We start from the raw sequence: 14,923 nt of genomic DNA, 5'->3' as shown, positions 1-14,923 counted from the left end.
TGTGAGTAGGCGTGTTCGAGCTGTTGGGCGTCGGTAGTCGATCACGCTGCTGGGGCGGGTGTGTGGGCGAGGTTGTGCATGTGAGCGACGGCCTGGACGGCGTTGGGCAGATCGTCACCGCGTTGCCGGCAATCGCGCAGGATCTTGTAGTTCTTCATGCGGGCGAAGGTGTGCTCGACGCGGGCACGGACCTTGCGGTGCTCGGCGTTGTCGGCCTCCTGGACCGGCAGCAGCGGCCGTCCGGGGCGTTTGCGGTGTGGGATCACCAGTCCACAGCCGGTGTAGGCACCATCGCCCAGCACGGTGACACCGCGGCAGTACTCGGGCAGGTGCGAGCGACGCCAGGCCTGGGCGTCGGCGGTGGTGCCCGGCACCGGGCGGGCTGCGGCCAGCACCAGCCGAGTGTCAGCGTCCACCACGACCTGCACGTTCGCCGAGAACCGGTAGTTGCGGCTGGAGGATCCCACCCGCCGGTCGCAGACCGGGATCAAGGTACCGTCCACGATCCACAGCCGTTCCAGCGGCTCGGCGGGGCGCGGTGCCGGCTCCAGGGCCAGCAGTGGGCCCAGCCGCTGCACCACCCGGCACACCGTGGCCGGCGAGGTCCCAAACAGCGGTGCCAGTTGCCGCATGGTCAGGTTGGTGCGGTAGTACATCGCCACCAGCAGTACCCGGTCGGCCAGCGGCAGGCACCACGGCCGCCCGATCCGTGGACCCTTCTGCGGACCGTTGCCGCCACGCTCGCGCACCGCCCGCACCAGCCGCTGGAACTGTGTCATCCGCAGCCCGGTGAACACCTCAACCCACAACGGCTCGGCTCGCAACACCCCACCCATACACAGAAAGTTCCCAGATCACAGCCTTCTGCAACAGGCTTTAGGGCGTGTTTCAGAACGCTGTCGCGTTGATCGCGCCACGCCGGGATGATCCTGGTGTGGCGCGCGGGGATCTCACCGATGAGGCGCGTGGGGATCTCACCAATGAACAGTGGGGCTGTGTTCAACTTCTGCTACTGATGTCGACGGCGGGGCAGCCAGCCGCCTCACGACGGCGCTGGACTTTCCCGTAGGGCTGTCACAGCGCGGACCTATGCTCGTCGCCATGTCGCTATCCCCCACCCCCGCATCCCTGTCCTATGCCGACGCCGACGCCCGTCTGAGCGGCGCGTTGTCCGCCGCGTTCGAGAGCGAAGGAGAGTCGTCCGACTATGACAGCGTGCTGTTCTTCGACGGCGATCTCGCGGTCGACGGGGACTTCCTGGACGCCGTCAATGCCCTGCGAAGCGAGGACGACGAGGACGATGTCGATCTGATCGTGATCACCGGCAATCTGACGGTCAACGGCCCGATCGCGCTCTATGAGGACCAGCCCGGACTCTACGTCGGCGGTCGCACCGAGGCCGAGACCCTGGAGGCCGGCACCCAGGCTGGGCACCAGAACCGCCGCCGACACGGGCACGAACTGTGGACTGTCGCCGCGCTGCCCAGCGGGGAGGACCAGGGACAACAGGCGCTGTCGGTGTTCGCAGGCCAGATGAAACTTGCTGGTCAGGCCGCCGCGGGAGCGGCGAGGACGTGGTCGGCCGGTTCGATGTCCACCCCGCCTGGCGGCTCCTTCTTCTCGCAGATCAGCGCCTCGACGTCGGCGGCCAGGCGAGTCGGGCTGGAGCGGGGCGGCGGGACTTCCCCTGGAGCCCCTCGACGCCGTCCTGCCGATAGCGCCTACACCATACGTAGATCGTTTGGCGAGGCACCCCGTACCGCCGCGCGACCTCGGTGACCGGGCCACCAATCAGAACCTCCAGCACCGCCCGGTATCGGTTCTCCGTCATCCACGAACGATCCGCCACCCCATGCCCCCCACCCTCACGAGACGAACCAGGAAAGACAAGCACTCATTGGGGAGCGCTGTCAGGCATCTACAGAGAACGGTCTGTCAACAAAGTCATGAGACCTTACATAGCCAGTTGGGCAGCGCCCTGTCGTGCAGACGTTTGCCAGAGGGGTCCAGCGCGCCCGCGTGATGCCCGCTCTTGTCGACGTCCAACCCGAGGAACACCGCGTACTTGCTGCAAGACACTCCCGTCCAACCAATCCTGCATGCCTGGCCGCGGTCAGGCGATGATGCCCGGCAGCTACGTTATGACGAGACTTGCCCACAACGATCGGGGCGGCCGGTCCCTACCAGCGGTTCATCGACGCCACCAGACCCGGTGACAACACCCCCGCCGGGATCATCAACGACAGGGGCAATCAGTCATGCCCGGCCTGGCGACCAAGATCCCTGATCACCGGGTACGTGGAGAAGATAACGGGGGCAGCTCGGGTCGCTGCGGCCTCCGAAGCAGTTCGCAGCGCCAGTGGCCCGCCCGGAAACACAAAAGGCAGGGCAACTATCTCGGCGGACATTGCCTTTGCTGCTGCGCCGTTGCTGGGCAGCCTGCGTCACGAACGAGCAGGCGTAGTGCTCTTTGACGCTGCGGGTCTGCCCCTAGAGAGCGTCCCACTGACGGGACGAGGTGTCCGACCGCACTCTGATTCCCCCTCGTGAGGTAGGCGAGAGCCTTGGCAAAACTAGAGTTTTCCGCTGAATGCCGCGTGCAGGAGGGACCTGGTAAGCGTGTTTGAAAGCTCTCCTTGCGTCGCCACCCTGCCTTGGATGACATTGCTTCGTTCGAGAATTGATGCCACTCTCTTCTGCTCGCCGATAGGCGGAAGCGGCACTTTTAGGTTCTCAAAGTGTTTGATCGAAAGTGTCTGGTTGCGTAGCACGGTTCCGGTTGACGTTGTCTTTATCAGCTCCCGTCCTTGCCTGGACTGGAAGAAATGGCTGAGGTAGCGAATATCCACACTCTCTGTTGGTTTGAAACTGAGGAACCGGTGGGAGCCAATGCAGCCGTTGTCGGCTTCAGACGAGACTGCAATTGCGCCCTCCCATGCCATAATGTTGCTTACAATCAGATTTCCGGGGCGGATCTCATAATACTTCAATTTGCTCAGCTCGGACCCTAGAGAGCCATCTCTGTGAAAGATGCCCTTGCCAAAGGACCGAATGCCGATCTGAGTATAATTTTCCTCTGGGTCGATAATCGCAGGAATTCTTTCGAGTGTGAGTACGTCTCCAAGTCTCGCAGGCTCGCCGAGTTGTTCGTTAGAAAACATTGATTCCCTCAGAGAATCATGAAGCTTGATGGAGTAGTCCCGTTGCCTACCCACTTCTTTAAGTCGTTCCTCGGCAGCGTCGAGGCGGGAAGCGATACGTCGCTGCTCTTCCAGATCAGGTAGCGGGACAGCGATTTCTGCCAGTCTCGCAGGGGTGATACGTTTTCTGCGCGCCATGGAACCGCGAGGATTCACTCGCTCCCAAAATGCCGGCCACCTGACGAGATGGGCTATATAAGCTGTGGTGGCGACTGAACTGTCGATGTCAAAGCTTGGGTACTCTGGAGAGACGAACGCTCCATCGAATTCATCTGGGACGACAGCGAAGGCACCTTCCCAGGCTCCCAACTTACTCATTACAAGCTGGTCCTTGCTTATCCTGAAAAGACGGGAGTAGGCTGTTTCTGATCCATCAATGGTAGGGCGACGAATGAAGCCTCTCCCAAAGCTGTACAACCCAGCGATCGGGTAGTTGGTGCCTGCAGATACGTCGACTGGCATTAGATTCAGCCTAATGGCATCCCCCAAAGGCCTTTCCGGAAGTTTCATGCTTCGCTATCCAATTCTTCCAAGAGGGAGATCAGTGTCGCCGTAATAGAATTTTCGGTGCTTATAATTTCCTTAAGGATGTCGACTGGTGGATGATGGGGCAAGCTAGCCTCGACTGTTGGCTTAAGGATGTTGAGGTCATAACCACTTTCGGCGATCTCACTGATTAGCACTCGCCACGCGTGATCATTTTCCCGTCGCTCCTTGCGTTCCTCCCCTCCCCACCATTCAGCGCATGCAGCGTACTCTTCGTATCTCATTGGTTTGGTCTTGGAATAGCCTTTGCGTCCTTCGGGTGGGTCGATCTGGTAGAACCAGATTTCCTTCGTCGGGCCGGTCTTCTCAAAGAAAAGGAGATTGGAGGGAATGTCGGTGTACGGAGCGAAGACGGACTGAGGAAGCCGCACAATTGTATGCAAATTGCATTCTTGTAGAAGCTTCTTTCTAATCTTCGTCCCGATTCCTTCGCCGAAGAGAGCACCGTTGGGGAGGACAATGGCGCAGCGCCCGCCGGGCTTAAGCTTGCGGATAACCGCGTGAAGAAACAACCAGGCTGTTTCGCGGGTCTGGTAGCCACTGGGAAAGCTCTTGGCGATGGAATCCTCTTCCTCGCCGCCGAAAGGTGGGTTGGTGAGGATAATATCGACTTGAGTACTCGGGCTCGTGTCGGCGATCATTTTTCGTAGGGCGTTTGCATTCAGAATATTGGGGGCCGAGATTCCATGTAGGGTGAGGTTCATCATGCACAGCAAGTAGGGAAGTGGTTTCTTCTCAATGCCGCGCAGGTTGTAAACCAACTGTTGCTGGAGCATGCGACCAGTGGCTTGAGGAGCCAGTTCGGTGTAAGCCTCGACAAGAAAACCACCAGTCCCGCAAGCTGGGTCCAAAATAGACTCACCCAGCTTGGGGAATGTTTGCTCGACCATGAACCGGATGACTGGACGTGGTGTGTAGAATTCCCCTGAGTCGCCGGCGGCATCGCGCATCTCCTTTAGTAGCGACTCGTACAGGAACGCCATCGTATGGATGTCGTCACTGCTGTTGAAGTCAATCTTGCGGATCTGGTTGACCAGATCACGGAATAGGTAGCCCGAAAGCATGCGGTTCTGGACGCCGCCGAAGACCTGGCTCAGGACGTTTCGAGGGTCGCCGGGCTCGTCGCTACTCAGGCCCCTGAGATAAGGAATGAGCTCATTGTTGATAAACGACAAGAGATCTTCGCCAGTGAAGGTCTCATCGTCCGCCCACGCGCGCCACTGGTAGTCCGGCTTGATGATTGACTCTTCGCCAGTGACTTCTCGCTCGGCCTCAAGGGCGTCGAAGGCGCGCAGGAACAGCAGCCACGACAACAGAGGCAGGCGGTCCAAGTCGCCGTTGAGGCCCGCATCTTTGCGCATGATGTCGCGCGCAGACTTGATGACGGCTGACAGCCGGGCACGGGATGTTGTGTCCTTCTTCGCGGATGGGGCCATGATTATCAAAGATCCGTTTCGTTAGAGGCGCGTTCCAGTGACAGCTCTGTTTGACAGATAGCGGCTCCTGTGGCGGTGAAAAAATTCGCCCCCTGTTGGTGGCGGGACAGTATCGCTTTGGTAGCTATCGTGAGTTGCAACGTTGGCAAATTCGTAAAATTGATAGACGCTGCGGGCGATCGTGTCCTGCCGCCGAGCCGGACACGGAAGTAGTGCGACTGGTAGGAGTAGCCGCCCATCAGGGCCTGCGCAGTGGTGCAGTAGCCACACTGTTGCGCGGCTCGGCGCCACAGTTGGGCTCGAGGGCCCTCTTCTCGCTGCTGCATGGGCCAAGGATAGCGCATGTCGAACCAATAGTCGCGTTGGGTTTTGTGTGGGATGCCTGCATTGGGCTACAAGATAAGCAAATTATTCCTAGGACGCCTCATACAACTGAACGCCGAGAGCGTCGATGGCGCTCCGTAGGCCTGCGCCGCCACCGAATCGGGAAGCTAGCTCAACGACTGTGCCGAGGTCGGCGTATGCCGGTGACCTCAGCGCCTGAACGTCCAACTCCTCCGCGCCTCGAGTCGAGTACTGCTCGAGAACGCGGTCCAGGACCTCGCGGGCATCGTCTGCAAAAGACTCGAGGAAGTTGCGATGGCGAAGTTTGAATCGGAGTGCCCGCTCTGAGCGGGACAGTACGGGCAGGTCCCAACCAATGTAGATAAGCAGATCGATCGTGTCAGCGTCCGGGCGACCCGTCAGTTCGCCGAGATCCGCCGGGGTGATCCCGAACTCGTCCAGTCTATCTCGGAGTTCCTTGCGGCTCTCAGTTTGGGCCCATTGGGTGAGCAGTTGGTGCGGTGATAGGTCGAGTTCGCGGAGACGACCTCGGATATATTGCTCGATGCTCACCAGACGCAGTCGCGTCCCGGAGCCGTCAGTCTCCGTGACGTACATGGCCGTTCCAAAGACAGTGACCGGTACGTCGTCGACGTAGTAGGTGCTGCCTTGTGCGCGGATATCGTCAATTTCATCAGGGTCGGTGACGATTGTCGGTGGCAGACCTCCCCTGTCCTGTTCCTCGTACTCAGGCTCAGGTTCGGCCGCTGCGTCGGAATCCGGGTCAGGGTCTGGGTCAGTCAGGTCTTCGGCGATTGTGGTGACGATATTGCCCTCGTCGTCGGTCTCGTCGCGCAGCCTGCGGATCGGCGGCCCATCGAAGTCAGGATCATAGAAGAGGCGAGTAGCTTCTACGAAATCGATGATGTCGAAGGCGTACTTGTCTGTCTCAGGGGACAGGCGGGTGCCGCGGCCGATGGTCTGCTTGAACTCCGGCATAGACCGGATTACTCGGAAGATGACAATGTTGCGAACGGTGGGAATGTCAACACCCGTCGACAAGAGCCTGGCAGTTACCGCGATCGTCGGGATCTGGGTGCTATCGTCGCGGAACTCCCCGAGACGCTCGCGGCCAGCGTCGCCGTCGTCGGAGGTGATCCGGCAGACGTAGGAGTTGCCGTACTGCCGAACGAGATCGGCGTTGGCATTGTGCAGCGCTTGCACCATGCGGAGGGCGTGGTCTTTCGTCTGACAGAAGACGATCGTCTTGGCCATACGGTTGGTCTTATGCAGGTACTCCGTCAGATATCGTGCTGCGGCGTCGGTTCGGTCGAGGACTGCTACGATTCGCTCGAACTCCCTCGGCCCATACAGCTCGTCCGGGATCTCACGGCCGTACATGTCGAGCTGTCCTTCGCTTGGTCGCCAGCCGAACAGGTCGAGGTCAAGGCGAACATTGCGGACCCGGTAGGGGGCAAGAAAGCCGTCCTGAATACCCTGAGCCAGAGTGTATTCGTAGATCGGGTCGCCGAAGTATCCGTAGGTGTCGGCGTCGCGCTTGCTGATCGGCGTTGCCGTCAGGCCGAGTTGGATGGCCGAATGGAAGTGGTCAAGCACCTCGCGCCATTGGGAACCCTCGGTTGCACTACCGCGATGGCATTCGTCAACGACGATCACGTCGAAGAAGTCTCGGTCGAACTGCTGGTAGAGATCTTCTGCATCGCCGCCACGTGTGAGCGACTGATAGAGGGCGAAGTAGATGTTCCGACTCGTCAACGCGACGCCGCGGGTGAGCTTGTGAACAGCTTCGCCGAACATTCGTTCGAAGTAGTCGTCTTTGGGTTGGTCGACGAGGATATTACGGTCAGCGAGGTAAAGGACCCGAGGACGGCGGTCGCCTGGCCAGCTCGCGTTCCACAGTTTCGCGACGATCTGGGAAGCGACTAGGGTCTTGCCGGTTCCCGTGGCCAGAACCAGCAGCACACGCCTCTCGCCTTGAGCGATCGCCTGCACCGCCCGATTAATCGCATTGCGTTGGTAGTACCGTGGTTCCTTGGGGGTGTTGTCCCAGTTTCGGACATTGTGGTTGAACGGGGCGGATGCTAGCGCGGTTTGGAAGTCCTCATTGAGACCTCGAGTGGCGCAGTAGCGCGTCCAGAGATCCTCAGGCGCGGGGAACTCGGTGATCTCGGTAGTGAGGCCGGTGCAGGAGTCGATCTCGAGGGTCTTCGTCCCGTTGGTGGTGTAGGCGAACGGCACGTCCAGCAGGGCGGCGTAGCGCTTCACCTGTTCGAAGCCAGCGGCAGGGTCTCGGCGGGAGCGCTTGGCCTCCACCACAGCCAGCGGCAGACCGTCCGAGTACTCCAGCAGATAGTCGGCGACTAGGGGACGTTCCTGGCGGTGGCGGCGTGCTGTGGGCTGGATCCGTCCCCGGTTGATTCGGTACTGGGCCTTGATCTGGTCCTCGCCCCAGCCAGCCCGATCGAGGGCGGGTAGGACGAAGCGCTTGCAGGTCTCGTCCTCGAGGGGGCCGTTGCTGGAAGTCACAGCATCCTTTGTACCCGGAGACACTGACACGTTCAGACATTCGGCCTCATTTGCGGGACATGGCTGTCGTAAGGTCGGCCTGTTGGTGGACTAGGTAGGAGGCTCACCGGGCCCCGGCTGCCTTCTGGCAGGTCCGTTACCCTTGGGCTGGCCATGTGGCAAGGCGGAGAGCGCTGACTGACCAGTCAGCCTTGGATCTATCGTGTTCGGCTCCTAGGTCGGATACATGCGCGCGATCCGGATCTTCACCGCCCCCGTGTCGGCGAGGGCGATGTTGCCGCGTCCCACGGCGGCGTGGACGTCCGCGACGATCCGACGTGGCGAGAGCGGGGACCGTCATCGGGCGCGTGATTGGGCGAGCACCAGACGGATGCTGCCCCCCTGCCGTTCGCCGCACCGGGGCTCCCTGGCCGGGACGCGATCGTGCGGAGCCGGACGGGAAGAGTAGCGGCGCCCATCGACTACCAACTGGCTGCGAGCATCCTGCGAGAAGCGTGATCGAGGTCCTGTTCAGTAGGGAGCAAGAATCGCTTCCTTCACGGCTTGCGCGAGTTCTGCCTGCGTGGGGCCGGTGAGACCGATTCGGTTCCAGTGGAAGATCACATGGAGGGCGGTGATCGCGCGTATCCCTCGCGTGAGCTGGCCCCTCTCGCGCAGGTCTTTGAGTTGCCCCCCGGCTGTCTCGAACGCGGTGAGCCAGTGGCTGCCGATGTCGTCGGGTCGGGGCTTGCCGAGGAGGAGGTGTCGGACGCCGTGGGTGAAGGAGGCCCATGTTGCGGGTTCGGGGAGGTCGCTGCGTAGGGGGGAGCGTTGTTCGGCGACGCGGGCCCATACGTCGCCTTGCTCGCCGAACTCCAGGCCTGCGGCTCGCATGAGTGTGGTGAGCAGGATCAGTGATCGTTCTCTGCGGTCGGTGGGAGCGCCGTTGAGGAAGGTGAGCAGGTGGTGGCTGTCGGCGTGGAACAGCTGGTGCGCGGTTTCCATGCTGGGGTGGCCGCCGAAGGCGTGGACTTCGGGCTCGTAGATGTCGTTGGTCGAGTCGACGCCTTGGGTGAGGAGGGAACGGAGGGGGCGGCTGTCGCTGGCTTTTGCGGGGCGGTAGCGGATGCGCCAGCGGGTCTTGCGGGTGAAGAACCATGAGGTGATGCGGCCGTCGGCCTCGGCTGCGGGGAGAATCCGCACGAGATGGGCGGCGGCTCGTCGTTCGCGCTCACGGGCGTTGTGGCCGGGGAAGGCGATGTTCACCTGCGTCCAGGAGGAAGTCTCGCAGGGGGGTTCGTCCATGATGTGGTGTCTTTCGTCAGCACAGGAGGAGGCAGGCGTCCCAGGAGGTGACGGTTCCGGTGGTGGTCAGTTCTGCTCCGGCCGTCCCGTTGAGGAAGCCGGGTGGCTCGCCGGGTGGGGCGGGTTTTGGGTGCAGGTCCAGCGGCAGTGGGGCAGAGATGGGGGCATGGGCGTCGGCGGCGATTCGTCGTCCGGCGGCTAGGAGGCCGCTGGTTCCGTGGCAGAGGCTGCGGCAGGTGAGGAGGACCAGTTGTTCGTGGTCGCTCACGCATGCGGTGAAGGCCTTTTCGGCTTTTCTCTGGCGTGCGGTGTCGCTGAGGGCGTGGCCGGCGAGTTGCTGGGCGCGGGCGATGCCCGGAGTCCCGTAGCACCACGACGGCCGCAACGGGCCCGGCTGATCGGTGTCGCCGTAGTGTAGTTCTTCTAGGGTGATGGTCTGCGGCCACCATGCGGAGCCGTCATCGGTTTGCTGTTCCCATTGGTCGAGCCACGTGCAGATGCGGGCGATTGCCGCTGGTTGTCCGGGGACGTGCATGCCGTCGCGTAGGGTCAGCGCCATTAGGGCGAGTGGTCCGGTGATGCCGTGTGCCATTCCGTGGTTGCTGTGGCCTCCGGGCGGGCCGGGTTTGGTGCGGTGGGGGCCGGTGGGGCACCACCAGCCGGGGAGTCCGTCGAGTGGCTCGGTGAGGCGGACCAGGTAGGTCAGGACGTCGCGGAGCAGGTCGAGGTCGCCGATGCGGCGTAGGGCGACGCCGAGGCCGGTGAGCCCGCCGATGAGGTCGAATTCGGCGTAGGGCGGACGCTGGCGTTGGTCGATGCGCCGGTGGGCGGCCTCCAGGCGACGGCGCGTCACCGTCGCGGTCCCTGCGGCGGCGACGGCTTTGGCGCGGGTAAGGTCCGCCCGGTCGGAGGCGGCGAGGACGAACGCCAGAGCGGGAGCGCCGTAGTAGAGGCTGGCCCCGCCGGCGATGCTGACGCCGTCGGCGACGGCCTCCCGTAGCGCCGTGTACGCGGCTTCCCAGTCGCCGGTTTCCAGGTGGAGGAGGGCGATTCCGGCGGCGCCGTCGGCGAGGTTTTGCCCCGTGCTCATGACGTCCTGCTGATGGGGTCGCGGCCACGAGTGTCTTGGTCATGAAGGTTGGTGCGCATGTAGCTGTTGCGGTTGGTGTGGAGGTGGGTGTGGGCGATGGTGCGGGCGAGTCGCAGGCAGTGTCGCTCGGATGCGGTGTCGACGCCGATCATGCGGGCGTGGTGCAGGTGCAGCAGGTCGGCCAATACCTGGTCGGTGTCCAGCCCGTCCCGGGCGGCGATGGCTCGGTAGGTGGCCAGGGCCGTAGCCAACTCCGTCGCCAGCTCGTGGTCTGGGCCGTGGTGTGGGTGGCGGGCGCGGGCGAGTTGGGCGGGTTCCAGGCGTGGTCCGCTGCGGTGCGGCACGTGGTCGACGAGCCACCGCAGGCCGTCGCCGCCGGTGAACCCGTGCGCGATGGTGATCATCCCGGCGGCTGCGGCGGCCTCCAACTCGCCCGACAGCCGCCCGAGGACGGCGCGGGAGTCGGCGGCGAAGACCGCTTCGGCCGCGGCCAGGGCCGGGCCGCTTCCGTGGCGGGTTTCAGGTCGGTAGGTCGCCAGGGCATAGTCGTTCACCAATCCGTTGTTGTGCAGCTGCTCGGCCCACTGGGCGAGGTCGTGGGTGATGGCCGCGAAGTGGTTCCTGTCGCGCAGCGGTATTCGTAGCCGCAGGTGGGGGGTGGGGTCGGGGTAGCGCAGGAACCACCAGCCCGCGGGGAGTTCGGGGAGGCGGGTGAGGATGTCGGTGATCGTGGTCTGGGATCGGCCAAAAACGCGGGCGTCCAGCCATCGTGACCGTCCGGGCAGGTGCTGAAGGATGCCGGTGGGGCGGGAAGGCCGGGGTGGGCGACGGGGGTGTGGTGGGGTGGAGGTGAGGGTGAGCAGGAGTTCGGCCGGTCTGCCGCCGATCCAGCCCGACGGCCCGTCGGCCTCGGTGAGGACGGCGGCGTCGTGCCGGTGCAGGTGGCTGCGCAGCAGCACTAGGTGGGCGGTCTCGTCCAGGTCCAGGCGCAACCGCACGTCATCGACGCCGCGCCCTGCGCTGATCAAGACCTGGTGCGGCAGCCGGTGCCGTTCGCGGTATCGCTGCCAGGCGTCTCGCCACTGCGGCCACGAGGTGGTGCGGCCGGGCAGCGCGGCCGCGCGGACGCTCCAGCGAGCCGGGTGCAGGACGGCGCGGCCACGCCGGACCCTGGGCAGGAACGGCAAACCGGTGGCGTGCCCCCAATCGAACCGGGCGCACGGCGCGGTCCACGCTGTCCAGATCTCGGTCAGGAACCGCACGAGTGGTTGCTGGGCGGTCGGCAGCATCACGCAGTTGAACAGCAGCGGCTCGACCGGCCGCCCGGTGGTCGCCGAGACCAGCCACAGCCGCTCGCCGTCTCCCGCCACCGCCAGGTCCGCCAGCGTCCAGGACGGGGCGGGGTGGAAGTCCCCGACCGGCAGCACGGGCAGCACCTGGGGTGTGCGGGCGAGGGTCGCCAGGCCCGCGTCGAGTGGAGGCGCCGAGAGCTGCACGATGTCGGCGCCGGGCATCGCGGCCGGAAGACAGGTGTAGACGCTGCGGAAGCGCTCCAGCTCGTCGGGGGTGAGCAGGTACAGGAACCGGGCGGCCGCGACGCCGGCGTGGCGGGCGCCGCTCACCACGGTCAGGGTGAACGCGCCCCGATCCAGGTGCCGTGGTGTCGGGGCGGTGAGGGTGAACCGGAGTTCGGTGTGCGGGATCGGTGGCCGCGGATCCTCGCCGCGCAGCGCGGCGATCAGGTCGTCATCGAGCAGGACGTCGGCGCAGCCGTCCAAGGCCGACTGCTGGGCCAGGTCGGCGAGCAGCGCGTCGCGGGCGGTGAAGGCCGCCGGGTCGCGACGGGCCGAGCTTCGGTAGCCGGCGGGAAATCCTAGGACGTTCACCACCTCGCGTAGCGGGACGGCGGCGCCTGGCCCCCACCGTTCGATGAACGCGCGATGGTAGACGGTCCAGCCGGGCAGCCGCGGCGCCACGGCGGTGAGCGTGCTAGCCGCGTCTTCAGCGGCGGCGACCACTGCTGGTGGCAGGGTCACCGAGCAGCCGACCCGCAGGTCGACGGCGATCTGGTCGCCGGGGTCGGGCAGGTCGAGGCGTCCGGCAGCGTGGTCGGCGAGGTGGCGGGTCAGGTGCGCGGACGGGTCGGTCACGGTCATCGGCGGTCGTATCGCCGACACCAGCACCCCGGCGTTCACCAGCGCGGCCAGCAATCGTTCGGCCTCGGCCATACCATCGGGAAGCTTGTCGGCCACCGTAACGGCAAGATCAGTGAACGCGACGGCGGAGACGGCCCGCTCGACCGCAGCCCGCACCGGTTCGGTCAGCTCGATCTCCACGTCCCACATCCGGTCCTGCTCGGTGCGTGCGCATGGCAGCACCCAACGTCCGCCACGGGCGTATCCAAGAGGGTTGGTCATCACCGCGACCGCACGCAGGACCGGCAGCTCCCGCTCGGCCCGCGCGGTCTGCTCCGCAATGAAACGGTCGTCGGGACGGGCTGCGGCACGGTGTCGCCCGCTCCAGTGCACCGCCGCGCGCGGGCCGAGCTCGACCGGCGCCACACCGGCGAAGCGGCCGAAGGGAGTCGCGCGGGTCGTCCACCTCAGTAGGTATCGGATCGTGGCCTCCACCAGGCGCCGTAATCGGCGCGTCTGCATGGCCTGTCCGTCCAGTACGCGCCCGATCTGGGCGGCGAGGTCGGGCGCGGCCGAGGTGACAGCGGGCGCGAACCCGGGCAGCGCCCACGCCTCCTCCAGCCACTCCCGCCACGGTCCAGGCTGGTCGGCGGCCAGGTCGGGCCAGGCGGGCAGGACCAGATCATCGGGATAGGCGGCCGCTCTGATCAGTGCCGCGCTCGTCGCGTGGAACATGGGTCGCTCACCGTCCTGGCGGTCGGCAGAGGGGGCGTTCAACGCGGGCCGGGCCCGGCCCTGTTGCGGACGGAGCCGCGCGCGGGACCAGGCCCGGCAAGAGGCGTTGCGGGGTGGTTAGCGCACGCCAGCGTCGGCGTTGGTGGTACAGGCGTCCGAGTCGGTGTTGCCCGAGCCGCAGTTGTCGTCGGTGCTGGTGGCGTGACCGCTGGCGACGTCCCCGGAGTCGACCAGACGGATGTTCAAGTCGTACTGCTCGTCGTGCTCCATCAGGAGTTTGTCCCTTCTGGCTGGGAGATGACGGTGGGGAAGGAAAGGACGATGCGGCTGTGTCGCTTGTCCAGGACGGTCCCGTCCGGCAGGTCGCCGTCGGGAGTGCGCGCGGGCAGAACCTCCAGAGCCGGAATCGGACTGGCGGCGTTCAGCCATGCGCGCATGTGCTCGACTATCCGCTCGGCCGCCGCAGCGGCGGCGGGTCCGTGGGCGGTTGCGCCGAGATCAAACCTCCGGTCGGTCCACTTCAGCGCCGACCGGTAGGAGAACGTGCCCTCGACCAGGGCGGCGGGGGCACCGAACCGCCACGACGGCGCGACGATGCCGGACTCGACGGCCTCCTCCTGCGCCGTCAGCACCATGAACTCGCCGGCCTCCCCCGCGAAACGAGTGGCCAGCCACAGGTCCAGGTTGGACAACATGGTGCGGGGCGGAAGGCTTACCCCGGCCCATGCCACCTCGCGGGGCTGGCTGAGCAGGTCGCCGACCGTGCGGGCGAGCGCGTCAGGGGCGGCGAGGGTGTCCTCATCGAGGCGCAGGTGCACACCCTCGGCGACGTCGACGTACCGCAGGCTCCTGCCGCCGTCCCCCCGCATTGAGACGAACCCGCACTGCCGGTGGCTGAGGCTGGTCAACCGGTCTCCGGAGCGTCGCAGTGCCCACGACCGGGTCAGCCCCCACGTGCGCAGGGGGACGACCAGGACACCGTCCTCGGCGAGTTGCTCGCGCCACGCGGGTGGAATGTCCCAGGCCCCCGCAGTCACGGTGATCAGGTCGTAGCGGCGGGCCGGCTCGACCGGGTGCTCGGCGTCCGCGCAGACCACGGTGACGTCGTTGTAGCCCGCCCGCTCCAGGCAGGAGGCGGCCCGGTCGGTCACCTCGGGGTCGATGTCGACGGTCGTGACCGACCCGGACGGGCCGACGAGCTCGCGCAGCAGCGAGGCGTTGTAGCCGCCGCTGCCGACCTCCAGGACGGCGCGGCCCTCCAACCCGCCGAGCGCCTCGACCGCCTGGCCGAGCATCTCGGCGATCAGGTATGGCGCCGATACCGAACTGACCGCCTCCTCACCACGCCGGGCGGTGATCACCGCAGTGTTCTCGTACGCCTCCTCCAACGTGACGCCCGGAGTGAACACCTCGCGAGGAACCGTCCGCATCGCCGCCTCCACCTCGGCAGGCATCGCCAAACCCTTGCCCCGATGGTCGGTGATGATCGTGTCGACCAGGGCGTTGCGAAGCTCCTCGGCCCGGTCGGCACGGCTTGCAGTGTCGACGCTCACGACGCACTTCCCCGGGTCGGTACGAACCGGTGTGCGAACCGGCGACGGTGCGATGTCACGAAGAGAGCCTCCT

The 14,923-nt window shown here is 65.0% G+C and carries 10 protein-coding genes and 1 pseudogene; all 11 read right to left on the bottom strand.

The annotated features are described in order from the left end of the window. Window positions 1-41: 41 nt before the first annotated feature. Entirely contained in the window at window positions 42-836 is a 795-nt protein-coding gene (locus GNZ18_RS02125; protein ID WP_156214356.1) for a transposase family protein, read from the bottom strand. A gap of 271 nt (window positions 837-1,107) precedes the next feature. Further along, the gene (locus tag GNZ18_RS43965) at window positions 1,108-1,452 is read right to left on the bottom strand and encodes a hypothetical protein (RefSeq protein WP_216651120.1); all 345 of its coding nucleotides are present in this window, start codon (window positions 1,450-1,452) and stop codon (window positions 1,108-1,110) included. A 217-nt stretch (window positions 1,453-1,669) separates the two neighbouring features. Beyond that, window positions 1,670-1,831 (bottom strand): annotated as a pseudogene (locus GNZ18_RS02115) (helix-turn-helix domain-containing protein); the annotation flags it as partial. Window positions 1,832-2,573: 742 nt separating this feature from the next. Then, complete coding sequence (locus tag GNZ18_RS02110) at window positions 2,574-3,710, bottom strand: restriction endonuclease subunit S (protein ID WP_156214354.1); 1,137 nt, start codon at window positions 3,708-3,710, stop codon at window positions 2,574-2,576. Continuing rightward, entirely contained in the window at window positions 3,707-5,182 is a 1,476-nt protein-coding gene (locus GNZ18_RS02105; protein ID WP_156214353.1) for an HsdM family class I SAM-dependent methyltransferase, read from the bottom strand. The genes GNZ18_RS02110 and GNZ18_RS02105 overlap by 4 nt, the downstream gene beginning before the upstream one ends. A 414-nt stretch (window positions 5,183-5,596) precedes the next feature. Beyond that, entirely contained in the window at window positions 5,597-8,053 is a 2,457-nt protein-coding gene (gene hsdR, locus GNZ18_RS02100; protein WP_216651119.1) for an EcoAI/FtnUII family type I restriction enzme subunit R, read from the bottom strand. A gap of 510 nt (window positions 8,054-8,563) precedes the next feature. Then, complete coding sequence (locus GNZ18_RS02095; RefSeq protein ID WP_156214352.1) at window positions 8,564-9,337, bottom strand: thiopeptide-type bacteriocin biosynthesis protein; 774 nt, start codon at window positions 9,335-9,337, stop codon at window positions 8,564-8,566. Between the two features lie 16 nt (window positions 9,338-9,353). Beyond that, a complete protein-coding gene (locus GNZ18_RS02090) occupies window positions 9,354-10,427 on the bottom strand; it encodes a lanthionine synthetase C family protein (RefSeq protein ID WP_156214351.1) in 1,074 nt (357 codons plus the stop codon). Next, a complete protein-coding gene (locus tag GNZ18_RS02085) occupies window positions 10,424-13,297 on the bottom strand; it encodes a lantibiotic dehydratase (RefSeq protein ID WP_156214350.1) in 2,874 nt (957 codons plus the stop codon). Before GNZ18_RS02085 ends, GNZ18_RS02090 begins: the two co-directional genes overlap by 4 nt. A 117-nt stretch (window positions 13,298-13,414) precedes the next feature. After that, on the bottom strand, window positions 13,415-13,567 hold the full coding sequence (locus tag GNZ18_RS02080) for an FxLD family lanthipeptide (RefSeq protein ID WP_156214349.1): 153 nt from the start codon (window positions 13,565-13,567) through the stop codon (window positions 13,415-13,417). Further along, window positions 13,567-14,850 (bottom strand): methyltransferase, FxLD system, encoded by a 1,284-nt coding sequence (fxlM, locus tag GNZ18_RS02075; protein ID WP_312874250.1) that lies wholly within the window; start codon window positions 14,848-14,850, stop codon window positions 13,567-13,569. The genes GNZ18_RS02080 and fxlM overlap by 1 nt, the downstream gene beginning before the upstream one ends. Window positions 14,851-14,923: the final 73 nt, after the last annotated feature.

This window comes from Actinomadura litoris (genome assembly GCF_009733595.1).
In the GTDB taxonomy this organism is placed as follows: domain Bacteria; phylum Actinomycetota; class Actinomycetes; order Streptosporangiales; family Streptosporangiaceae; genus Spirillospora; species Spirillospora litoris.
Note: the sequence above shows the minus strand (reverse complement) of the source record. Positions and strands in the feature narration are given on the sequence as shown.